Raw genomic sequence first — 23,409 nt, 5'->3', positions numbered from 1 at the left:
TCCACAACCAACATCCCGATCTCGCCAACTGACAATCCAGTCGGCCGTTTAAACCATCGAAATGAGGGGTCCCTTTTAGACGCCGATCACCCCGCTAAGGGGGTCCTTTTTGCACGCCGATCTACAGGCATGGGGGTTATGTTGCTCCGGACTGGTCGGCCGATTGGCTGCATCGCGAGTCGATCGCGCTTCTCGACCTGTGGGCGCGGCGCGATTTCGGACAGGGCTATGACAACCTTGGTCCGGAGCAACAGGCGGGCCTCCAGCGGCGCCTGCAGACCGAGATGCGCACCAACAGTTACGACCCGCAGACGGAAGCGATCACGGTCAGCGATGACCGCGCGGCAGCGATCAATACCGTCGCTGGTCATTATGTCAGCCTTTTCGGCAATGACCCGGCAACCGCAGAGTTGCGCGAAAACTATGCGATGAAGAACAACACGGTTCCGGACGAAGCCTACCGCACCGCGATGACCCGCTTCTTCTGGTGGACCGCTTGGGCCGCAACCACTGAACGGCCTGAGCGCGAGACAACCTACACCAACAATTGGCCAAGCGAACCCTTGGTCGGCAACCGGCCACCTTCTACAACTTTCATCTGGTCTGCGTTTAGCGTCACTTTCCTGCTCGCCGGCATCGCGCTGCTGGGCTGGCATCATGCAATGACGCATGGCCGCCGGGAAACCCCGCATGACTTACCCGCGAGTGATCCGCTGCGCGACGTCGTGGTAACGCCATCGATGCGCGCGACCGCCAAATATTTCTGGGTCGTACTCGCGCTGTTCCTGGTGCAAATCTTCCTGGGCGCAATGACGGCGCACTATCAGGTCGAGGGCCAGCTTGTTTACGGTTATGAGGCGGCAGAGATCCTGCCCTATTCGATCACCCGGACCTGGCATACCCAGCTCGCTGTGCTGTGGATCGCGACCGCCTGGCTGGGTACGGGCCTCTATATGGCCCCCGCCATTTCCGGCTACGAACCCCGATTCCAGGCGTTTGGCGTCAACATCCTCTGGGCCTGCCTCCTTATCATTGTCATCGGTTCCTTCGCCGGGCAATGGCTGGCAGTAATGCAGAAATTGGGCCTGGAGCGGAACTTCTGGTTCGGGCACCAGGGCTTTGAATATGTCGACATGGGCCGGTTCTGGCAATGGTTCCTATTCATTGGCCTGATGATCTGGCTCGTGCTGGTGGGTCGCGCACTCTGGCCGGCGCTTCGGACGAACTCCGAATCCAAGCACATCACCATGCTCTTCTTCCTGTCCACCGTCGCCATCGGCCTGTTCTATGGCGCAGCCCTCCTGTGGAACGAGCACAGCGCACTTTCTATGATCGAATATTGGCGCTGGTGGGTGGTTCATCTGTGGGTCGAGGGCTTCTTCGAGGTCTTTGCGACCGCAGTGATCGCCTTCCTTTTCACCCGCCTCGGTCTGATACCGATCCCGACAGCGACGGTCGCGGTGCTGTTCGCCACGATCATCTTCATGGCTGGCGGCGTTCTCGGCACCCTCCATCACCTCTATTTTGTCGGCACCTCGATCTCGGTGCTTGCGCTCGGCGCCAGCTTCTCGGCGCTGGAAGTCGTACCGCTGGCCTATATCGGCTATGAGGGCTATGCGCACTGGAAGCTGAGCAGCGCCACGCCCTGGATGCAGCGCTACAAATGGCCAGTCAGGTTCTTCCTTGCCGTGTCCTTCTGGAACCTGGTGGGTGCCGGCCTGTTCGGTTTCCTCATCAATCCTCCGCTCTCCCTGTACTACATGCAAGGGCTCAACCTGACCCCGCTGCACGGCCACACCGCCCTGTTCGGCGTTTACGGCATGCTCGGTGTCGGACTGGTTCTGTTCTGTCTGCGGGGAATGTTGCCCAATCTGGTCTGGGACGAGCGGGCGCTGAGAATCAGCTTTTGGTGCTTCAACATCGGCTTGGCCCTAATGGCCCTACTGACTCTCCTGCCACTCGGGACCATCCAGCTTATCGCTGCGATCGACAAGGGGTATTGGTATGCGCGCTCCGCAGAGTTCATGCAGCAACCGCTGGTCGACCTCCTCGTCTGGATGCGTGTTCCAGGGGACGTCGTTTTCTCGATCGGCGCGCTCGCGCTTGCTTGGTTCGTGGCCAGCCTATGGCTACGGCCAAGGCGCGAACCGGACGCGTTGCCAACAGCGCACGAGGAAAAAACAGAAACGCACGCTGCGCGATCCAACTGACGCGCAGCGATAGAACTTTATTATCTGGAGATCCCGGGCCGTCGATGTCGGCGGCCCTGACCAGCTTCTCGCTGTTCCTCGTGCGCGGCCTCGCGATCAATGCACTCGGCGCGACGCTCCTATCCTGCTGCAGTCGCTCAATTGAACGGGCGCAACACCCACCCAGGGTATTTGCGTGATTGACGCACAACCCCGACATCCAGTCCCTGATACATCCGCCATGATGAGGACGTGGCCTGGGAAGAATATCCAATGGCAACGCTGAACGCTCAGACAGCGGTGCTATCCGAATCGCGTCCCCAAGCCAGCCGAGCTTCTGCCTAACTCCAGTTCATCGACCCGGCAAAAAGGATGACGACGCCCAGTGTCACCGGCATCGACATCAGATAGTGCTTCTGCCATCGCCACCATGTCCGCGGCACGAACAGAACTGCCGCTCGCACGGAGGTTACAGTTGCCCAGCACCGCTCTCGGTACAATTCGACCACCACCGTGGCGCAGGATAACACCAAGGCGATGACGCAGCAGATGCTTGCCGCGAGGTAGAGCGCCATCCAGTTTGCCAGTTCGATCGCGGTCAGTTGTTGCATTCCGAAAATTGTATACCCGAAACGCACCAAGAAAGCCCAGTCGCTTTAAGGGTCGAGCATCCTGGTGCCTCAGATCGCCGCCACTACTCTCTAGCCACGAAACCATTCAGCTTCGCTGCAGTGCACCAGGGAAAACGCAGCAACCGCGCCGTCCTGTGTCGACCGAACCGCAGCGGGAGTGCACGGGAAAGCGTGAGTTAACCATGTTGCTAGATCGCAATCCCCTTAGGGAGAAAATACCGCGCGAACTTTTGAGCGATAGAGAGAAGCGGTCTGATAATCTCTACGACCCGCTGATCGTGGGAATAGCTATACGCCTAATCGCTCAAATTTATCTCCATTTTGGATGTAATCGAGGATGGCTTCCAAATCCCTCATGTGAGCCGAAACGAATAAATCAAGATTCGGAAAAATACTTATTGAGAGGAAGCAGAAAATCGAAGCTAGTCAGCCCTCCCCGCCCCGATGGCCCTGATCCTTCTTGATGGACAGCATCATGCATGCCTCGATTCTTGTCATACTCCTCGAGGATCACGAGACACTCGAGGTTCACCGGAGCGAGATCGATGCTTGGAAAAGGCTCATCCGCTTCGTGGACAGCCGGTGGTCTCATCGCTTCGGTTCACAGATTCCACCAGAGGACGAGACGACGCGGATCACCGCCTTCTTCAAAGGCAAAGGTATCTACCTGATCGCCAGAGCCGACTTGTCACAGGTAAGCCGGGAGATCGACGAGGGCGAACAAGAACATCTCAGGACCGAAATCTTCCGCTTGAGATAACCGGTGTTCAGCATGCGAGGACTAGATATTGTGTTCGAGTGCCTCATCCTAGGAGATAGTATCGGGCTGGGAACTGCCCGCGCAGTAAACGCCCTTTATGCCGCCCGGTGTGACGTCCGCGCAGCCGAAAGAGCGAACGCAGATCAGATTTTGCGCTGGCAAATCCCGCCCAAGCGCTATGGTGCATCCGTATTCGCAATCGGCTCGAACGATGCCGCTTCGCCAGACCTCACGAAAAAACTGCGAAACATCCGTGCACGAATCATCGCGCGCCGTGTGATTTGGCTACTGCCCTATAATCGACAACGCGCCTCCATCGTCAGTTCGGTCGCCGCGACCTACAACGATGAAACACTCGACTTACTGCGCTTTCCAACGCGCGATCAGATCCACCCTTCGAGCTATCATCTTGTTGCAAGGGCGCTGCTCCGACCAGATTAATGATCCGTACCTCTATATCGGGTGCCAGGCCCAAGGCATCTCAGGAATGGATGTTTTTCGCGAGGGAAACAACGACCGGCCTCGCGCTGCCTTCACCGGCTATCCTCGCGGAAGGCGGCAGGTGCTCAAAACGCTTTCACAGGTCCGCAAATTGATTTCGAAACTGAAGTCTGTCGGCAACCAACAACCCACCTGCAAATCCTCGGACCAAAGGGTGCGCTTACACCTGCGACCCCTGCTCTGTCCCAGGGCCCTGGCACTCTGTCACTCAAGACGTGAAGAACATCTATGCGTGGCGGGGTTAGCCAGCTAAGGTCATGAAGCCTACGCAAAGCAGCGCTTGTTGCGCACGTTTTCGGCGATGGGTTCGAAACATGGCGCGGGCTATTTGCCCAAACGCGAAGCAGGGCGTTTCGAGGACAAGCAAGGGGGCGTCGGCCAACCTCATCGAAGGTGGTCATTGCATGGCCGCGACGCGCGGCAGGAGATGACGCTCATGGATCTTGTCGCTATCGATTTCGAAGCAAGCTGCCTCCCCCGTCATGGTCGATCCTTTCCGATCGAAGTCGGCATCGCGAGCGCCAACGGCGTGCGGTCCTGGCTAATCAAACCAGATGCACGATGGCGGGATTGGGATTGGACCGATGAAGCCTTCGCTCTCCATGGAATATCGCGCGCTCAATTGAATGCCGAGGGGCATCCGCCCGACGCGGTCCTAGCAGAGCTCCACAAAGCGATCGGCAGCAGACGAGTCTTTGCCGACAGCACGATAGACAGTTACTGGTGGGATACGCTGGGCACGGTGACATGCCGGCCTCTTCCCTCGCCGATCGAGCACGCCAACGCCCTGTTGGATGAATGGGGATCCAGTTCCGACACCATTTCGGCTGCCTGCCAAGACGCTAACCGCCTCTGCCCAGCAATGCATCGCGCAGCAGCGGACGCGCGCTGGCTATGGACCGTGCTGTCCGGTGTCAATGGCAGACAAGTAATGGCCCCGAAAGCGCCTGAACGCTGGTCTACTGATCCAATTTTGGCACCGTTTCATCAGTCAGTCCCGGATTCTGATCTTTCCGTCATTTCGTAAAAGGCGAGCGCGATCATCATCCTTAAGAAGACCCGCTCGCCTGGTGGCGTTCGTGCATACGGTACAGGCCGGATCCTTTGCCCAGGCCGGTCGGCTGATCGGTGCCACGCCCTCTGCCGTCTCCAAGAGCCTCGGGTGGCTGGACCACCGGCTCGGCATGAGATTGCACCTGCGATCGACCCCATCGCTGAGCCTCACCACGGAAGCAGCCTATTACGAGCGCGTGGCGGCCTTGTTGGCCGCTTCATCTCGAAACCTCAGGTGCCATCGCGCTCGGACGGAGACCTTCAACGATCAGATCTCTCTCCAGGCATCGAGCGGATCAGAACCAGAAGCGCACGCCCGCGACGAAGCTTGCGTTGCTGACGTCGCGTCCGTCGGCGCGCGCAAAATCAGCGGTGTTGGCAAAGCTGCGCTCCCAATGGACCCCGACATAGGGTGCGAACTCGCGCGTGAACTCATAGCGCAACCGGACGCCAAGCTCGACGCTGGACAGGCCCGCACCAATGCGATCGCTTGGGATGTCCTGTGCGGACAGATTGATCTCGGCGCGCGGCTGAATAATCAGCCGCTGCGTAACGCGCATATCGTGGTAGCCGCCTGCGCGCACAAATATGTGACCCCGATCGGAGAGGAAAACCGCGCTTTCCAGCTCAAACCAGTAAGGCGCGAGACCTTCGACGCCGATCGCCGCATAGGCGCGCGATGGTTCGAAATCATAGCGTAGCCCGGCTTGCAGATTCCAGTAGGGATCAATGGCGCGGCTATAGAGCGCTTCGACCTCCGCACCATTGAGATCGCCGCGAAAGCGGCCATCGCCTTCCGTCTTCAGCACCGCCCGGTTTATGTCACCACCATACCAGGCTTCAGCTTTCCACGCATAGCCGCCATCGTCTCCGATCGCACGATATTCGGCGATGTCGACGATGACCTGGCTATAGGTGCCACCACCATGCGCCCGCCGCTGCGTCGCGCGAACCTGCGCCATGTCAGCCGGATCGAAACTCCGGTCGGCATGCCAGTCTCCCGGAATAGGCGGCGGCGCTGCGTTGCCCGCCGGTAGCGCCGTGCCGTCTGCATGTGGATCGCTTCGATCCGCTGGCGGGACGCCATGTGCGCTATGGTCTTCCTGCATGACACGGCTTCCCGCACGCGGGGCCGCCGTCTGCGTGCCATGACCAGCGTGGGAGTCTGCCCGTGCAGGAGCCTCTTGGGGGTCGCCATGGCCACCCTGCGGATCGCCGCCGGCGGACGGATCGCTTGCTTCATGACTTGCATGCCCTTCATCCGGGGACGCCACCGGATTGGACGTTTCAGCCGATGGGCGAGTTTGAGTGGCGCCATGACCTGCGTGGGTCTGTGCCGCCGCCGGTATGGAGACTGCTAGGCCCATCGCGGTCAACGCAACGATCCGCGCGCACATCAACCAGTCCCTTTCGCACGCACTGCGACGACGTGCATCATCCCTGCGTGCATGTGATAGAGCAGATGGCAATGGAACGCCCAATCACCAAGCGCGTCGGTCGTGACATCGAGCGTCACCGATCCACCCGGCAAGACGTTGACCGTGTGCTTGCGCGGAGCATACGAACCGTGTCCCGTCACCAGTTCGAAGAAATGGCCGTGCAGGTGGATCGGATGCGCCATCATCGTGTCATTGATCAGCGTGATACGCACACGCTCATCCTGACGAAACGGGATCGGCGCGGTGAGCGCGTTAAAAGTCACCCCGTCGAACGCCCACATATAGCGTTCCATGTTGCCGGTAAGATGGATCTGGAGACTGCGGCTCGGTGCCCTGACGTCAGGATTGCGGTCGAGCGCCATCAGGTGACGATAGGTCAGCACGTCATGGCCGACATCATCAAGCCCGATCCCCGGTTCGCCGGTGCGGTCGATTGGCATCGGCGCGATCGACTGCACTGCCGGCGTGCGCGCAACATTGGGCACGTTCGAGAAATCGCGCATCGCATGTGAGCCTTGCGGCGTGGCGGTGGCTGAGACCGCCGCGCCGTGACCTGCATGGCCGCCATCCCCGGCGCGCGAATCGTCGTTCAGCGCGCCATGATCCATAGCGCTCATGCCCATGTCGGTCATGGTGAGGATCGGGCGCTCGCGCGGGAGCGGAATCTGCGCGCTCATGCCCGCGCGCGGTGCCAGCGTGGCGCAGCCCATGCCCGAGCGGTCGCTTGCCTCGGCGACGATCGTATAGGGGCGATCCTCCACCGGCTCGACGATCACGTCGTAAGTCTCGGCCACCGTGATCTGCAATTCGTTCGCCGCCACCGGCCGCACATTCTGCCCGTCGGCCTGGACGATGGTGAGCTTGAGACCGGGGATGCGGAAATTGAAGATCGTCATCGCCGCCGCGTTGATTACGCGCAGGCGCACCCGCTCTCCGGGGCGAAAGAGACCCGTCCAGTTGTCGGCAGGGCCGTGGCCGTTGACGAGATAAGTGTAGGCCGCGCCGGTGACATCGGCGACGTCGGTCGGGTCCATCCGCATCGCACCCCATCGCAGGCGCTCGCGAAGCGTCTGATCGCGACCGGCGAGCAGGCCCGCAAGCGTCTGTCGGCGGCGGTTGAAATAACCTCCCTGCTGCTTGAGCTTGCGGAAGATCACATGCGGATGCGTCGCGCTATAGTCCGAGAGCACGATCACATGCTCACGATCGGAACGCACCGGATCTTCGCCTGCCGGGTCGATAATGATTGGCCCATAATGGCCAAGCTGTTCCTGCAACCCTGAATGGCTGTGATACCAATAGGTGCCCGACTGAACGATCGGGAACTCGTAAACGAAGGTTTCATTGGGCCGAATACCGGGAAAGCTGATCCCCGGCACGCCGTCCATCTCCGCGGGGAGGATGAGGCCGTGCCAGTGAACGGAGCTGTCCTCGTCGAGCGCGTTAGTGACGGCGATGCGCACATTCTGGCCTTCACGCAGGCGGATCAACGGCGCCGGGATTGTCCCGTTCATGGCGATTCCATGGCTGGTGCGTCCATCGATCGTGACAGGCTGATGCGCGATGCGGATGGCGATCTCCTCGCCGCTCAGCACGGGCATGTCAGGTGCGATGCCGGCTGAGACCGGCTGCGCCCATGCCGGCAACCAGCCTGCCAGGGCGACGCCGGAGCCCATCAGGGTCGCGCCGCGCAGAACGGCGCGCCTGTCCAGATATGATTGCGTCATAGGTTGCCTGATAGCGGCTCGATCCGCTCGCCCAAGATGTAATCCTACGTGGCTAGAAGCCAGTTTATGTTCGGAACTGCGATAAAGTCTCGGGTCACTCCACCAAATAATCTCTCTCTCCAGAGACCATGGAATCGAGCGCCTGCAACAACCAGATGGAAATTTTCACGACGGGCAAGGTCTGCCAATACCGTTCTCGCAGCCGTCTCGCTGCTCTCTATGTGCAAGATTTGAGCGCCCACCTCACGGATCGATAGATACTCCCCAGCTTCGGCAAGGCGCGCGGAGGAGACACCTTCCCCGACCCCCGCCAGAACAACTTCTCCGGCGCGTTGAAGGAAAGGAAGAGCCGCGCGAAGGGCGCAACGTGCTTCGCGGCTGTCCATCCATCCGATCAGAATCTTTTGAAATGAGGTTGTCTCGAAATTCGATCCGAGCCTTAGAACCGGCGCACCCGACCGGGCCGCGATCTCCAGAGGATCGGCATGCGCGAAGCTCGATGCGGGCGGCACGCTCATGATCACGAGATCCGCAAGCAACGCATGGTCCAGAATTGCGGCGCTCGGATGCGAGATGCCGTCGCACCATTGGGTATCAATGGCATTCCCTCGCGCGAGGCGATCGAAGGCAGACGAAACGCGCACGGTTTCGTCACGCAGCTCGTGTTCCTTGGCGAGCGAGTTGAAGGGGCTATGTGCAATCGCGTCTGCTACGGATATGCTATCTGGCCATGCCGAACATACAGCGGTGAGCGAACCGCCTAATTGAACGGCCAGCCCCGGCGCAATTTTCAGACGGCGCTCGACATCGCGGTCCGGCGTTGCATAACTATAAGATTGATCGACGTCGACGCGCGCGCCATAATTTCTCCCATTGCATCCTCAAGTATATTGCAAGCGTTGAAATGGGCCAATTTTGCCGATCACGTCGAGCAGAATAAGCAATTCTCTTGAACACACATCGCCATGCGGGCGTTGGATCGCTTCGGCCGCAAAAAATTGTGCTGCGCCGCGCTCAACCGGATTGAGGGGGGCACACGTCCACGATCCAGCGCGCGACTTTCGCTTTTAGGCTCGCCGCCGCTACCGAATCGGCCAGCGTGGATGCAGCTCGTCGATCACGAAAGCGTGACCTGCCCGCCCGCCCGGATGCCCTTCGAGAAGATGGGGATGATCGAGTGGCAGATCGTCATGCCTGTGCGCTACCACCTCGACATCCTCTTTGGGCCAGATTCCGAACGCGATCACCGTGCCGATCAGCGCCAGGGCGGCGGTGGCTCCGAAGGCGATTCCCATACCTTCGAGCGCGCCGACCTGCCCGGCGAGCGGATAGGCGATGAGCCAGCAAACATGGCTGAGCGCGAATTGAGCAGCGAACAAGGCGGGTCGATCTTCCTCCGCCGATGATCGTCGCAGCAAGCGGCCTCCCGGTGTTATGCTGGCCGAATAGGCGATGCCCAGCACCAGCCAGCCCGCGAGGATCACGCCCCAATAGCCGGGTGAAGCGTGGCCGCGCCAAGTCAGGGCAAGCACGGCGAGCGCAACGGTCATCACCGAGGCGGCCGAAAGCATGACCTTTCGATCGGACAGCCGTTCAAGCAGACGGGGCAGCAGCAGCGCGGCCAGCATTGAGCCGCCGCCGAACGCGGCAAGCGTGATCGCCACCTCTCTTTGGCCAAGCCCAAGCGCCGCCTGCACCAGCACCGGCGTATTGACGATCACCATCGCGCTGGCGGCGGCGGCGGCAAGCGTCACCGCGAGCAGCCCGCGCAGCCGAGGCGTTTTCAGATAAAGCCGCGCGCCGCGTGTCGTATTGTCGTAGATGCCGCCACCGGAATTGTGCGCGCTGGAACGCGGCAAGGTCGTCGTCAGCACCAGCAGCGCCGAGCAGGCGAACCCGATCGCCGTGCCCGAGAACAGCCAGTGGAAGTTCATCACCGTCAGCAGCGCGGCGGCGAGCATCGGGCTGGTCAGGCTCTCCATGTCGTAGGCAAGGCGCGAGAGCGACAGCGCCCGCGTATAGTCTTTCTCCTCAGGCAACACGTCGGGGATCGTGGCCTGAAACGTCGGCGTGAACCCGGCCGATGCCGATTGCAGCACGAAGATCAGAATATAGATTTGCCAGACCTGATCCACGAACGGCAGCGCGAGCGCCACCAAGCAGCGGATCACATCCATTGCGATCAGAAAGGCACGGCGCGGCAAGCGATTGGCGTAGGCCCCGACAATCGGAGCGACGCCGATATAGGCAATCATCTTGATCGCCATTGCCGTGCCCAGCACCGCGCCGGCGTCAGCCCCTGCAATGTCATAAGCAAGCAGACCGAGCGCGACCGTGGCGAGGCCAGTGCCGACCAGCGCGATGACCTGCGCAAGGAACAGTTGGCGATAGGTTCGATTGGCTAGAACCGAAAGCATATCCGTCTCTCCAGGAATCCCCTCGGGGAAAGGTGGGCAAGTCAGACGACCCGCTTGACCTCGCTATATTCGCCCCGCGTGCGGAGCGTGATCGTGACCGGGGCACCGGAGCGGTTGCGCCAGAACCAACCATGCTTGCCATCGAACGCGGCGACCAGTTCGCCTTGCTCGCCAATCGATTCCCGGCCCTTTCCGTAGCCATGATAGGAGATGCCCTGTCCGTCTGCGTGCGTGTCAAAGTTGACATGTCCGCCTTCGACCGACCAGTCGAATGCGATGCGCGCACCCTTTGCTGCTGTCAGCTTGACCTCCGCGCCCTCGTTCGGCGCCAGCGTCACGCGGGTCGTGTCGTTGCGGCCTGCAACCCCCGGCTGCGCCGGGGCAGCCTGTTGAGCGCCTCCCGCTGCTGCCTGAGCCACGGCCAATGCAGCCGCCTCCTGCGATGCGGCGGCATCGGCGGCCGCATCGGCAGCGGCTTCTTCGGCCAACTGCATCTTGATCTCGCCCATCTCGGTCAGACCGAGAAGCTTGCCAGCACCCGTTGGATCAACACCGTATTCGGAAGGCAGGATTACGGCGACGAGGATCGCTCCCGCAGTCGCGGCGGCGATGATCGTCGAGCGGATGAGTTGCTTCGAGGTCGGCAAATCTTCGAGGCGGGGCATCTGGGAATTGAACATTGTCATTACTCCTTGTTACGCGACCGCGAGGCCGGTGAGCTGGTAGCCGACGAGGATGAAGCCAGCGGTCATGAGGGCGACGTTGGCGGCGAAGGCGTGGCGGTGGAAACTGCTCGTCCGGCGCCAGAAGCCCATCAGGATCAGGATCGCGCCAAGGGCAAGGAGTTGGCCGATTTCAACGCCGATGTTGAATGCGATCAGGTTCGGCAGCAAGCCGTCCGGCGAAATCTCGAACTCAAGGATCTTGGTCGCCAGGCCGAAGCCGTGAAAGAAACCGAAGATGAGCGTCGCCCATTTCGTGTTGGGCTGGAAGCCGAACCAGCGCTGGAATGCGCCGAGGTTGTCGAGCGCCTTGTAAACCACCGACAGGCCGATGATCGCGTCGATGACATAAGCGTTGGCGCTGATCCCGGTGAGGACGCCGAACAGCATCGTCGTCGAATGGCCGATCGCGAACAGCGTCACATACAGGCCGATGTCCTTCATCCGGTAGAGGAAGAAGATCACGCCGAACAGGAACAGCAAATGGTCGTAGCCCGTGACCATATGCTTGGCGCCGAGATATACGAAGGGCCAGAACAGAACGCCGCTGCTTTCCTGAATATAGCCTTGGTCGCCTTCTGCGACGCCATGCGCAAAGGCGTCGAAACCGAAGCAGAACGTCAGCGCGAGAATGCCGAGCGCGAACGTCAGTCTGTTTCGCAAGGCGTTCTCGAAAATGGTTGCGTAGTAGCTCATGAAAAAATCCTTTCCGGTCTCCCACGCGCCGGGGGCCGGCGCGTGGGAGTGGCCGTGGCTCAGGCTTGCGCCGGGGCCGTGTCGGGGGATGGGTGTTCGTCTTCCGGTCGCGCTTCGCGACCGTGGACGAGGCGATAGAGCGCGGGCAGCACCAGCAGCGTCAGCAGCGTCGAAGAGATGATGCCGCCGATCACCACCGTCGCCAGCGGCCTTTGGACTTCCGCCCCCGCGCCGACGTTGAACGCCATCGGCACGAAGCCGAGACTCGCCACCAACGCGGTCATCAGCACCGGCCGGAGCCGCGTGAGCGCGCCTTCGCGGATCGCCTCGTCAAGGCTCTGGCTCGTCTCCCGGAGCTGACGGATAAAGCTCAGCATCACCACGCCGTTCAGCACCGCGACGCCCGAGAGCGCAATGAAGCCCACGCCTGCCGAGATGGAGAGCGGCATGCCCCGGATCAGCAGTGCAGCCACGCCCCCGGTGAGCGCCAGCGGCACGCCCGAGAAGACGATCGCCGAATCCCTGGCGGACCGGAAAAGACCGTAAAGCAGCCCGAAGATCAGCAACAGGGCGGCGGGCACGACGAGGCGCAGCCGCTCGGCCGCCGAGATCAGTTGCTCGAACGTGCCGCCGTAGCTCACCCAATAGCCAGGCGGGATTTCGACCTGTGCATCCACCTTCTGTTGAAGCTCTTCGATGAATGAACCGAGATCGCGGCCTCGGACATTGGCGGTCACGACGACGCGCCGCTTGCCATTTTCACGACTGATCTGGTTCGGGCCAATCACGACCTCGACCTTCGCCACTTCGGCGAGCGGCACGAAACCGCGCGGGTCCGTGCTATTGCCCGCCAGCGGAATGCGCAGCCGCCCGATTTCGTCGGCCTTGCTCCTGATGTCCTCTGGAAGCCGCACGATCACCGGGAAGCGCCGGTCGCCCTCGAAGATCTGGCCAGCTTCGCGGCCGCCGATCGAGACCGCCACCGCATCCTGGATGTCGCCGACATTGAGCCCGAACCGCGCGATCGCCGCCCGATCGGGCGTGATCTGAAGGACGGGCAGGCCCGTCACCTGCTCGACGGCCACATCCTGCGCACCCTCGATGCCGCTCACCACGCTTTCGATCGACTGGCCGACCTCAAGAAGCCGGTCGAGATCGTCGCCGAACACCTTGATCGCGACATCGGCCCGGACACCGGACAATAGCTCGTTAAACCGCATCTGGATCGGCTGGGTGAACTCGTAATTGTTACCGGGGATGGTCTCGGCCGCCGCCTGCATCTCGCGAACCAGCTCGGTCTTGGGTTTTCGCGGGTCCGGCCATTCGCGGCGGTCCTTGAGCATGATATAAGTGTCGGCGACCGAAGGAGGCATCGGATCGGTCGCCACTTCGGCGGTACCAATCTTGGCGACGATCCGCTCGACCTCGGGAAACTGTCTGAGCCGTGCTTCGAGCGAGGTTTGCATCTGGATCGCCTGGCTCAGGCTCGTTCCGGGGACGCGCAGCGCATGAAGCGCGATGTCGCCCTCGTCGAGATTGGGGACGAACTCCGAGCCCATGCGCGTGGCCGCAAAACCCGCGATGGCGACCAGCGCCACCGCGCCCGCAACAAACGCGATCCGCAGCCGCAGCGCCGCGTCGAGCGCCGGCGCATAGAGTTTGCGCGCCCATCCCATCAGCCGGCTTTCCTTCTCCTCGACCTTGCCGGTGACGAATAGGGCCACCGCCGCGGGCACGAAGGAGAGCGACAGAATGAGCGCGAAGGTCAGCGCCATGACGACGGTGATCGCCATCGGGTGGAACATCTTTCCTTCGACGCCCGAGAGCGCGAAGATCGGCACATAGACCAGCGCGATGATGAGCATCCCGAACAACGATGGCCGGATGACCTCCGACGTCGCCGATGCGGCGAGCGCAAAGCGCTCCTCGCGGTCGAGCAGCCGTCCCAATCGGTGCTGCGCTTCGCCGAACCGGCGCAGACAGTTCTCGACGATGATGACCGCGCCATCAACGATCAGCCCGAAGTCGAGCGCACCGAGACTCATGAGGTTGCCCGAGACGCCCGCCCGCACCATGCCGGTGATGGTCATCAGCATGGTGATCGGGATGACCGCCGCCGTGATGAGCGCCGCACGGATATTGCCCAAGAGCAGGAACAGCACGACGATGACCAGCAGCGCGCCTTCGAGCAGGTTCTTTTCGACCGTCCAGATCGCCCGTTCGACGAGCCCGGTGCGATCATAGATCGGGACCGCCTTCACGCCCGCCGGAAGCGCCTTTGCCGCTTCCTCCAATCGCTCGGCGGCGGCGCGGGCGACGATTCGGCTGTTCTCGCCCGCGAGCATCATCACCGTGCTCAGGACCACTTCCTCGCCGTCCTCGGTCGCCGCGCCGGTGCGCAGCTCCTCGCCCATGACGACATCGGCGACATCGGCGACGCGGATCGGCACGCCGCCGCGATTGGTGACGATGATCGAGCGCAGATCGTCGATACCCGACGCCTGACCCGGCACGCGGACCAGATATTGCTCGCCGTAACGCTCGACATAGCCAGCGCCGACATTGGCGTTATTGCGCTCCAGCGCGGCCACGACCTCGTTGAGGCTGAGATTGTAGGCCGAGAGCCGGTCGGGCAGCGGCGTCACATGATATTGCCGCTCATAGCCGCCGATGCTGTTGACTTCGGTGACGCCCGGTGTGTTCCTGAGCTGTGGCCGGATCACCCAGTCCTGAAGCGTGCGCAGATCTTCGGGCGTGTAGCGGTTGCCGTCGGGCTTGCGCGCATTGGGCTCGGCCTCCACCGTATACATCAGGATTTCGCCAAGCCCGGTGGCGATTGGCCCCATCTCGGGCGCCACGCCTTCGGGGAGCTGATCGCGCGCGGTCTGGAGCCTTTCGTTGATGAGCTGGCGCGCGAAATAGACGCTCGTCCCATCCTCGAACACCGCCGTCACCTGGGAGAGGCCGTAGCGCGAGATCGAGCGGGTATATTGCAGACCCGGAATGCCCGCGATCGCGGTCTCGACCGGGAAGGTGACGCGCTGTTCGGCTTCGAGCGGCGAGAAGCCCGCCGCCTCGCTGTTGATCTGGACCTGGACGTTGGTGATGTCCGGCGTCGCATCGATCGGCAGGCGCTGGAAGGCCCAGACGCCGATTCCGCAAAGCAACGCAACGATGGTCAAAACGGCCCAGCGAAAGCGGATCGCGTTGGAGATGAGGCGTTCGAGCAATGCGGAACGCACGGGCGTTTCGTTCTCAGTGGTCATGGCTGGCCCCCGCCTTGTCGATGTCGGCGCGGATCAGGAAAGCGCCGTCGGTCACATATTCGGTGCCGGGTTCGAGGCCGCCGAGCACCTCGGTCCATTCGGGCGTGCGTCGGCCGATCTCCAACATCCGCACTTCGTATGTGTTGCCGACCCTGGCATAGACCACCTCGAAATCGCGAAAGCGCTGGATGGCCTTGGTTCTCACCGCGAGCGGTACTTGCGCCTCGGCGACCGCAAATGATCCCTCGACGCCCATACCGGGCCGGAAATCGCGCGATGCGCCCGGCGGCAGATGGACATGCGCCATCATGGTCTGGCTGGCGACGTCCGCGGTCGGCAAGATCGCCTCGACAGGCGCTTCGATTCGCGCTTCGCCGGAGAGGCTGCGGAGGTTGACCCGCTGACCCACCCGCACGCGCTCGGCATCACGCGGATAGACGAAGAACTCGGCATGGAGCTGGGTCGGATCAGCGATCACGAACAGGGCACGGTCGCCCGTCGTGTCGCCGACATTGGCATTCTTCTCGACGATGACACCGCTGATCGGCGCCGTCACCGCATAGGTTTGGAGCGAATGGCTGGACTCGACACGCAGCAGCGTCTGCCCCCGGCTGACCCGATCGCCCAGATTTCCGGTCATCCACACGATTTGCCCTGGCAGGCGGGCGCGCACGTCGGCCTTGCCTTCAGGCGTGATCTCGATCCGGCCGCTCATGTCGATCAACTCGGCAACGGCCCCAGGCCCCGCACGTTCGGATCGCACGCCGCCAGCCTGCGCTGCCTGCGCGGATATGGTCGTTCGGCCCTCATAGGAGGCATAGGTCCAGTCGTGGGTGCGTCTGCCCTCGACGGCCCGCACCTTCACGTCGAACGAATGTGGCTCGATCACCACGCCGCCACCGCGCAGATAATCCCCCTGAGGGGTAAATGCGAAGCGATCGACCTTTCCGCCAAGGCGCGTCAACTCCATGGCGAGCCGCACTTCGCCTGGCGACACCGGCTTGTCCTTCCGGTAGGCATAGACGCGGAACTCGGGATCGACTCCCTCCTCGAAGATCGTGATCTCGACTGCGAAATCGCCGTCGCGCAGCATGCGCCCGCGATGCGGTCCGCGCTCATAATCCTCGGCAGCGGCAGCCTTAGGCTCGGCGGTTTCGTTAGTGGACGAGGACTCTCCGCATCCGGTGAGCAGGGAAAGAGCGAGCAATGAGCCCGCGACAAGAAGGGATCGTTTCATCAGCGGTTCTCCGCGCTGGCGAGAAGGGAAGCGTGGCGGCCGGTCAGCCGGTCGAGCCGGGCGCCGTTGAGGTGGAAGCGGCGCAGCAGCTCAACCCGTCGGGACCGGGCATCGACCACCGCTTGTTGGGCCTGGTTGGCTTCGAGGAAAGTGAAGGCGGTGCCGCCACGGGCAAAACCATCGCCCACCAGCACCACCGCGCGCTCGGCGCTCGGCAGAACCTCGCGCTCGATCCGCACGATCTCGGTGGCGAGTGTTGCCCGTTCGGCGATGAGCCGGTCGATCTCGCGCCGGACCTGCACGCGCGTAACCGCGATCTCGGCTTCAGCCGCCTGCGCTTCGGCATTGGCCCGCGCGACATTGCCACGATTAGCGGTCCGGCTGCCGAGCGGGATCGACGCGCCGACCATGATCGCCACGTCATTGCCTTGCCCAAAGTGGCGCACGCCAACGCGCCCGGTCGGATCGCTGAAATTGCCGGTCTCGGCGAGCCGCACCCGCGCGCCGGCCGCGTCGCGCTCGGCAGTGAGCAGTGCGAGATCGGGGCTGCTTTCGGGCGCACCCGCGCCGGCCTCCGCAAATCCGAACGACGACGGGTCAAGGCTGTAGTCGGCCGTTCCACCCCAGAAAGCGGCAAGGCTGGCGCGCGCGATCCGCGCATTCTCTCGCGCCTGGTCGAGCGCGATGCGGGCCTGTGCTACGGCGGTTCTTGCTCGTTCGCCCGCGAACAGCGGATCGAGCGCGCGGCCGACCCGGCGGCCGGTCTCGGTCTCAACGAGCTGCGCGGCGGCGAGGCGCTGTTCCGCGATCGGGATTGTGGCCTCGGCCGCCAGCGCGTCGACCCAGGCGGCCTGCACCTGCGCCAGCAGGTCGAGCATCCGCAGGCGGTTACGCTCGACGGTAACGCCGACTTCCGAGCGCGCCGCGCCGACGCGGGCTTCGCGCTTGCCTCCGCGTTCCAACGTCCGCTCATACCAGGCGGTCGTCTGCGACCGTCCGACCGGCGAATAGGGGCCGGTGCCCACGAAGTCCTCGGCATCGACGCCGACGACATCGCGCGGGCGCACATCGGCCTGAAGGATGGCGGCATCGGCCGCCCGGAGCCGGGCGGCATTGGCCGCAACGGAAGGATCGCCGGCCGCGACGCGCGACAACGCATCCGACAGGCTGAGGGTCTGCGCCGCGCCGATCGAAGGCACGGACAGGACGGCCAGCGCTGCGCCTATCGCAAGCGCGCGCCGCAAACGCGCCGGGGCGCGCGCAACGATATTGGAAAACATGACAAAACGGCCTCACGAGCAGGCGTGGCATAGGCCGCGCCTCAAGTGACGCGGCGGCTCAGGTGCGGATCGCGCTGGCCTTTGGAGGTCGTTCGGGACCGTGTGTCAGAAAATCGGGCAGTCCGCTATCGGCGGGCGACTGCCAAGGCAAAAATCGCGAGAAAACCCATCCCGATCCCCGCGATGCAGGGGCAAGCAACCCGGAGCCGCTATCGCCGCCATGGTGGTGATGCCCCGTTCCAGGTTGGTGGTCGGAAGCATCACGACTGCCATCCGACTCGGTAGCATCAGGCCCATGCTTATGGTCGCTGGTCTCGAAGACGATTCGGCTGAATGGCAGATGGTCGTGGCTGCTCGCTGCACCGGATTGGTGCTGAATCCGATCGACTACGCTCGCCGTGCTGGCGCTCGCAAAGGCAAACGCCAACGCGACACAAAGCGTCGAGCAAAGCCCAAAAAGTCGAAGGCGAAAAACCCCAATCACGACCGCCGAGCATAAGCCGCCAGCGAAAGAAGGCAAGTATCATGCAGAAATCCAGGCGCGCGTGACTTCGATCCGACGCATTTCCGCGCCTGTAGACACAGATCAAAATAGGGTAGTGGGCTATCCCTTTGGCTGGTAGGAGGTGCGCATGGCACACACGATTCGCGAGAAGACCAAGCTGCTGAACCGCGTCAGGCGGATTCGCGGTCAGATCGAAGCGGTGGAACGCGCACTCGAAGGTGAGAAGGGCTGCGCCACCGTGCTGCACCTCATCGCCGGCGCGCGCGGCGCATTGAACGGTCTCATTGCCGAGGTGGTCGAGGATCACATCGAGATGCACGTCGCGGACCCGGCACTTACGCCCCAAGAGCGCGAGGACGGTGCCGGAGAACTTATCGACGTGGTGCGAACCTACTTCAAATAGGACTGGAATCGAAATTGGCTGCTGACATCTCCAGACGAACCCTTGCGGACGCAGCCGATGCCCGTACCATAGCGCCAGCGGCCGGTAGCGATGTGGCAAGCCTCGACCGCGACCGTCATGATCACGATCATCATGACGACCATCACGATCACGATCATCCTTTTGAATGGCCGGAGGCCGTGCGGATCGTGCTGGTTGCGCTTGCTGCCGCCGCTGTCTGGTTCGGTCTGTGGGAGCCGTTTCCGCGCGTCAGCGTGATCGGCGTCGTCGGCCTCGCCATCGGCGGATGGCCGATCTTCAAGGAAGCCTTCGAGAACGTCCTTCAGCGTCGAATGACCATGGAGCTTTCGATGTCGATCGCCATCGTCGCGGCGGCGGCCATCGGCGAGTTCTTTACGGCGCTCGTCATCACCCTGTTCGTGCTGGTGGCCGAAGTTCTCGAAGGCATGACGGTCGGACGGGGCCGCAAGGCGATCCGCGACCTCCTTGAATTTCTGCCACGCGAAGTATCGGTGCGCCGCACCGGCGCGGTGAAGACCATCTCCGCCAACGAGCTGAGCGTGGGCGACGCCATTCTCATTGCTCCCGGCGGCCGCATCCCGGTGGACGGCATCGTGCTCAGCGGCCACTCGTTCGTCGATGAATCGCGGATCACGGGCGAATCGATGCCCGTTGAGAAAATCGAGGGAACATCCATCTTCGCCGGCTCGATCAATCAGTCGGGCGCGCTCGAAGTCCGGGCCGAGCGGATCGGGCGCGATACGAGCTACGGCAAGATCATCGAAGCGGTAGAGCGCGCCGACCGCTCGCGCGCGCCCGTCCAGAGGCTGGCGGATCGCATGGCGGGTTATCTCGTCTATTTCGCGATCGGCTCCGCAATCGTCACCTGGCTCATCACCCGCGATCTCTATTCCACTATCTCGGTCATCATCGTCGCGGGCGCCTGCGGCATCGCGGCGGGCACGCCCCTGGCCATCCTGGGAGGCATCGGTCGCTCGGCCCGGCTCGGGGCGATCATCAAGGGCGGCGTCCACCTCGAAACACTCGGCAAGGTAGATACGGTCGTCGTCGACAAGACGGGCACCTTGACCTTTGGTCGGCCCGAGATTCACGGACTCGCGCCTGCCGAAGGCGTGAATGAGGACGACCTGCTTACTGCCGCCGCGGCCGCCGAGCTGCGCTCCGAACACCCGCTCGGCAAGGCGATTATCCAGATGGCCCGTGCGCGGAGCCTCGCCATCAGCGAGCCCGACCGCTTCGACTATACGCCGGGGCGTGGCATTGCCGCCGATGTCGCCGGCAGCAAAATTCTTGTCGGCAACGACGCCTGGATGTCCGACAACGGCCTGGTTGTCCCCGATGACGCGGGGCCGGGCATTGAGGCCGCCTCTGACGTGTTCGTGGCGCGTGACGGACGCTATCTCGGGACAATCGCTATCGCAGACACGGTCCGGCCCGAAGCCCGCGCCGCAATGCAGGCGCTATGGCTGATGGGCATCAAGACAATTCTGCTCACCGGCGACACGCCAGCGGTTGCCAATGCCGTGGGCCGTTCACTCAACATCTCGCAGATCGAGGCTGGCCTGTTGCCCGAAGATAAGCTCGCACGCATTCGCGGCCTGATCCGGGATGGGAAATGCGTCGCGATGGTCGGCGATGGGGTCAACGACGCACCGGGCCTTGCCGAGGCGAATGTCGGGGTCGCGATGGGATCGGGCACGGACGTGGCGCAGGAGAGCGCGGACATCGTGCTACTCGGAAACGATCTGGCGCGCTTTGTCGACACCCTCAAGGTGGCGCGGCGGACGCGCGGCATCATCTGGCAGAACTTCGGCGGAACCATCGCCATCGACCTGTTGGGTATCGGTCTCGCGGCCTTCGGATATTTGGGGCCGCTGCTCGCTGCTTTCATCCATGTCGCATCGGAACTGACCTTCATCCTCAATTCCGCGCGTCTTCTGCCGCCCCGTTCCCAGCTTGGCTCATCCCAGGTTGTGTCCGGAAATCGTGCCGCGGGCGAATAGAGTCTGGTGCCTGCGAAATCCCTTGCTTCTCGTTGGCTTGAACAGAACAAGGGAAGGCGACTTACGCGACACGAACGCCATTTGTGACCACTCGTCCAAACCGCCGACTGGCTCTGATCCGTACCAGCCTCGCCATCACTCGACCGGGAGGTTCCGATGCAAGAATCCAGATCCCGTTATTCCACGGTCTCGATCATCCTCCATTGGACGATCTTCGTGCTTATATTCGCCAACGCGACCTTCGGGGGCTGGATGGAGGACGCGCAGCCATCGGAGAAGCTCGGCTATTACCAGCTTCATAAATCCGTTGGCATCACCGTCCTGCTTTTGAGCCTGTTCCGGCTCGGATGGCGGATCGCGCATCCATGGCCCCCTTTCCCACAAGGCATGAAACTGTGGGAACGCCTCCTCGCCCGCGGCACCCATATTCTCTTCTATGTGCTGATGATCGGGGCGCCGCTATTGGGATGGGCCGCGGCGTCGGCCGGTGGAGCACCCGAAGTCCCGCTGTACGGAGCTGTGCCCGCCCCCAATCTGCCTTTGCCGCAAGGCGAGGATCTATCCGAGACCTTCGGGGACTGGCACAAGATCCTGGTCAAGGCGATCTATGTCGTCCTCGCCCTGCATGTGCTGGGGGCGCTCAAGCATCATTTCATCGACCGCGACCTCGTGCTGCATCGCATGTTGCCGCTCATAGGGCGCAACAGGGTGGAGAATGACCACTAGCGGTCGCTATCCCCGCGCGGCGGCCGAGATGCAATTGCGTCCATCGCATTGGTCCAAGATAATTATGTGGAAGGAGAAAGAGTGATGAAATCTATGAGAACTGCTTTGGCAGTCGTTGGAATGGTCGCGGCCACGGCCGCGATCGCGCAGACATCCGCACCGCCGAGCATCAAAAGCGACATCGTGCTGGCGGGCGGGACCAAGATCGGAGAAGCGACCTTGACCAACGGCCGTACCGGCGTGCTCCTCCGCTTGACAGCCTCCGGATTGACGCCGGGCTGGCACGCAATGCACTTCCACGCGACCGGCGACTGCTCGGACCAGGGCTTCCAGAAATCAGGCGCCCATATCAACCATGACGGCCACAAGATGCCGCACGGGCTCCTTAATCCGGAAGGCCCGGATTTCGGGGAGCTTCCGAACATCTATGTGGGGGCAGACGGCACCGCCAATGCCGAAGCCTTCTCCGCGCTCGTCTCGCTAGGCGCAGGGTCCGACCGGCCGAACCTGCTCGACGCCGATGGATCTGCGCTGGTGATCCACGCCAGCCCCGATGACCATATCACGCAGCCGATCGGCGGCGCCGGTGCGCGCGTCGGCTGCGCTGTGATCCGGCCAGCCAGCTAACGGCACACTCTCGTCTCTCGTCGGGGCGTTGCAACAGAGACGATTTGCGGGAATCGTCTCTGCAATGCCATGGCGCGCGCCTTGGCCTGCGCGGCGACGATGTTCTGTCAGCGGCGCGGCATTACTCGCCAACCCTCACCGCCATCCTTGCGCTCGCCCCGCTCTTGGCGGCTAGCTGCGCGCCATAGCGCAGCACCGTCTTGGGATCGCGCCAGCGATAAGCTTGCATGATCGCAGGCAGGCTTTCCCTCGCCGCAAAATTGTCCTGCGCCACGCCCACACGCAGCGAATGGCTCGACACGGCCGCAACCCAGCGCGCGACTTCCGCCTCGCTCATAGGGCCAAGCAGCTTCTTGTCGAACGCCCGCTGGACCAACCGCTTGTAGAGCAGCGTGATACTGTTGGGATGCAGCCGCTTGGTGCCGATCGCCGCGATCGAGCCGTCAAAATGGGTTTCGATGCGGCGGAACAGCGGCCCCTTGTCGATATGCGCCGCCTCGCGCCAGCGCGCGATCGCCTTCATGGTCGCGGGCGAGAGATAAGCCCAGGCCCCCTCGCCTTCCTGATCGGTCTTGCTGGTGGGCACGAACAAGGCCCCTGCCCCGCCCGCGTCCGGTCCGTGGATATGGTCGACGTCGATCGCCACCAGCTCCGAGCGGCGCGCACCCACATCATAGGCGACGCGCAACAGCGCCTCGTCGCGCAGGCCCATCACGTCGCGCCGGACCGCCTTGATAAGATGTGCGAGGCATACGCCGCTTGGCGGGCTGTCGAAATCGGCAATGTCGCCCTTGAAGCGGATTGCGCGGGCCTGGCGCTGGCGCACGCCCCGTTTCTTGCGGGCGGCCTTCTTTTCGAGCGTCACCAACTCCCCGGCAGTAGGATCGGCAAGACCGGCCATGCGATAGGCCCGCCCGATATAGGAGACATAGCGTTCGATCGTCGCCATCGCGCGGACCTTTTCGGCCGAGGGGTCGATGCCCGACAGCGCGCGAATATAGGCGGCCACATCACTCTGCGTCGCCCGCACCGGAGCGATGCCATGACGGCGGCACCAGTCGCCCCAAACCTTCAGGTCGGCCCAGTCGGCCCGAAGCTGCGATTTTGGTCATCTTGGAGAACACGTCGGGAACGGGCTGGTTGTTGTTGACGATCGCCCATGCGAGGAACGACGTTCCGCTCCGATAAGGGAGCGGCGTTATGAG

Annotated in this window: 19 protein-coding genes and 2 pseudogenes; 9 read left to right on the top strand and 12 right to left on the bottom strand. The window is 62.7% G+C overall.

Going from position 1 to position 23,409, the window contains the following annotated elements; genetic code table 11:
• The first annotated feature begins 119 nt into the window (after positions 1-119).
• The gene (locus WP12_RS02750; RefSeq protein WP_443027848.1) at positions 120-2,210 is read left to right on the top strand and encodes a nitric-oxide reductase large subunit; all 2,091 of its coding nucleotides are present in this window, start codon (positions 120-122) and stop codon (positions 2,208-2,210) included.
• Positions 2,211-2,530: 320 nt separating this feature from the next.
• Here WP12_RS02750 and WP12_RS02745 read toward each other — a convergent pair whose 3' ends face one another.
• Complete coding sequence (locus WP12_RS02745) at positions 2,531-2,800, bottom strand: hypothetical protein (protein ID WP_007015451.1); 270 nt, start codon at positions 2,798-2,800, stop codon at positions 2,531-2,533.
• A 484-nt stretch (positions 2,801-3,284) separates the two neighbouring features.
• Between WP12_RS02745 and WP12_RS02740 the strand changes: the two genes are divergently transcribed.
• From WP12_RS02740 to WP12_RS26190, 4 genes and pseudogenes are all read left to right on the top strand, one after another.
• Positions 3,285-3,581, top strand: a complete 297-nt coding sequence (locus WP12_RS02740; protein ID WP_007015452.1) for a hypothetical protein — start codon at positions 3,285-3,287, stop codon at positions 3,579-3,581.
• A gap of 12 nt (positions 3,582-3,593) precedes the next feature.
• Complete coding sequence (locus WP12_RS02735) at positions 3,594-4,022, top strand: hypothetical protein (RefSeq protein WP_081474085.1); 429 nt, start codon at positions 3,594-3,596, stop codon at positions 4,020-4,022.
• Positions 4,023-4,365: 343 nt separating this feature from the next.
• Positions 4,366-5,109, top strand: a complete 744-nt coding sequence (locus WP12_RS23860; RefSeq protein ID WP_200894448.1) for a 3'-5' exonuclease — start codon at positions 4,366-4,368, stop codon at positions 5,107-5,109.
• 43 nt (positions 5,110-5,152) lie between these two features.
• A pseudogene (locus tag WP12_RS26190) lies at positions 5,153-5,305 on the top strand (helix-turn-helix domain-containing protein); the annotation flags it as partial.
• A gap of 126 nt (positions 5,306-5,431) precedes the next feature.
• Here WP12_RS26190 and WP12_RS02730 read toward each other — a convergent pair.
• From WP12_RS02730 to WP12_RS02690, 9 genes are all read right to left on the bottom strand, one after another.
• On the bottom strand, positions 5,432-6,244 hold the full coding sequence (locus WP12_RS02730) for a copper resistance protein B (RefSeq protein ID WP_007015455.1): 813 nt from the start codon (positions 6,242-6,244) through the stop codon (positions 5,432-5,434).
• A 287-nt stretch (positions 6,245-6,531) separates the two neighbouring features.
• Positions 6,532-8,301, bottom strand: coding sequence for a copper resistance system multicopper oxidase (locus WP12_RS02725; protein ID WP_007015456.1), 1,770 nt, complete (start codon positions 8,299-8,301; stop codon positions 6,532-6,534).
• 44 nt (positions 8,302-8,345) lie between these two features.
• Positions 8,346-8,945 carry a universal stress protein gene (locus WP12_RS02720; protein WP_007015457.1) on the bottom strand — a complete coding sequence of 200 codons (600 nt, stop codon included), beginning with the start codon at positions 8,943-8,945 and terminating at the stop codon, positions 8,346-8,348.
• 438 nt (positions 8,946-9,383) lie between these two features.
• The gene (locus tag WP12_RS02715; RefSeq protein ID WP_007015459.1) at positions 9,384-10,718 is read right to left on the bottom strand and encodes an MFS transporter; all 1,335 of its coding nucleotides are present in this window, start codon (positions 10,716-10,718) and stop codon (positions 9,384-9,386) included.
• A gap of 41 nt (positions 10,719-10,759) precedes the next feature.
• On the bottom strand, positions 10,760-11,398 hold the full coding sequence (locus WP12_RS02710; RefSeq protein ID WP_007015460.1) for a hypothetical protein: 639 nt from the start codon (positions 11,396-11,398) through the stop codon (positions 10,760-10,762).
• Between the two features lie 15 nt (positions 11,399-11,413).
• Positions 11,414-12,136 (bottom strand): HupE/UreJ family protein, encoded by a 723-nt coding sequence (locus tag WP12_RS02705; protein ID WP_007015461.1) that lies wholly within the window; start codon positions 12,134-12,136, stop codon positions 11,414-11,416.
• Between the two features lie 59 nt (positions 12,137-12,195).
• Entirely contained in the window at positions 12,196-15,402 is a 3,207-nt protein-coding gene (locus tag WP12_RS02700) for an efflux RND transporter permease subunit (RefSeq protein WP_039858545.1), read from the bottom strand.
• A complete protein-coding gene (locus WP12_RS02695) occupies positions 15,392-16,639 on the bottom strand; it encodes an efflux RND transporter periplasmic adaptor subunit (protein ID WP_041565046.1) in 1,248 nt (415 codons plus the stop codon). The genes WP12_RS02700 and WP12_RS02695 overlap by 11 nt, the downstream gene beginning before the upstream one ends.
• Positions 16,639-17,919, bottom strand: coding sequence for a TolC family protein (locus WP12_RS02690; RefSeq protein ID WP_046192232.1), 1,281 nt, complete (start codon positions 17,917-17,919; stop codon positions 16,639-16,641). Before WP12_RS02690 ends, WP12_RS02695 begins: the two co-directional genes overlap by 1 nt.
• A gap of 632 nt (positions 17,920-18,551) precedes the next feature.
• On the opposite strand from WP12_RS02690, the gene WP12_RS02680 reads away from it, so the two are divergent.
• The 4 genes from WP12_RS02680 (at position 18,552) to WP12_RS02665 (ending at position 22,204) form a co-directional block, all read left to right on the top strand.
• Positions 18,552-18,827 (top strand): metal/formaldehyde-sensitive transcriptional repressor, encoded by a 276-nt coding sequence (locus tag WP12_RS02680; protein WP_039858559.1) that lies wholly within the window; start codon positions 18,552-18,554, stop codon positions 18,825-18,827.
• A 14-nt stretch (positions 18,828-18,841) separates the two neighbouring features.
• Entirely contained in the window at positions 18,842-20,851 is a 2,010-nt protein-coding gene (locus WP12_RS02675; RefSeq protein WP_200894447.1) for a heavy metal translocating P-type ATPase, read from the top strand.
• Positions 20,852-21,007: 156 nt separating this feature from the next.
• On the top strand, positions 21,008-21,577 hold the full coding sequence (locus tag WP12_RS02670; protein ID WP_007015468.1) for a cytochrome b: 570 nt from the start codon (positions 21,008-21,010) through the stop codon (positions 21,575-21,577).
• Positions 21,578-21,682: 105 nt separating this feature from the next.
• Positions 21,683-22,204 (top strand): superoxide dismutase family protein, encoded by a 522-nt coding sequence (locus WP12_RS02665; RefSeq protein ID WP_235398910.1) that lies wholly within the window; start codon positions 21,683-21,685, stop codon positions 22,202-22,204.
• Between the two features lie 121 nt (positions 22,205-22,325).
• Here the strand turns inward: WP12_RS02665 and WP12_RS02660 are convergent.
• A pseudogene (locus WP12_RS02660) lies at positions 22,326-23,297 on the bottom strand (tyrosine-type recombinase/integrase); the annotation flags it as partial.
• Positions 23,215-23,409, bottom strand: a 195-nt coding sequence (locus WP12_RS25675; RefSeq protein ID WP_046192230.1) for a hypothetical protein, incomplete at its 5' end; no start/stop codon positions are given. The gene WP12_RS25675 and the pseudogene WP12_RS02660, both read right to left, overlap by 83 nt.

Source organism: Sphingomonas sp. SRS2 (genome assembly GCF_000971055.1).
In the GTDB taxonomy this organism is placed as follows: domain Bacteria; phylum Pseudomonadota; class Alphaproteobacteria; order Sphingomonadales; family Sphingomonadaceae; genus Rhizorhabdus.
This window is presented reverse-complemented; position numbering and strand designations above follow the sequence as displayed.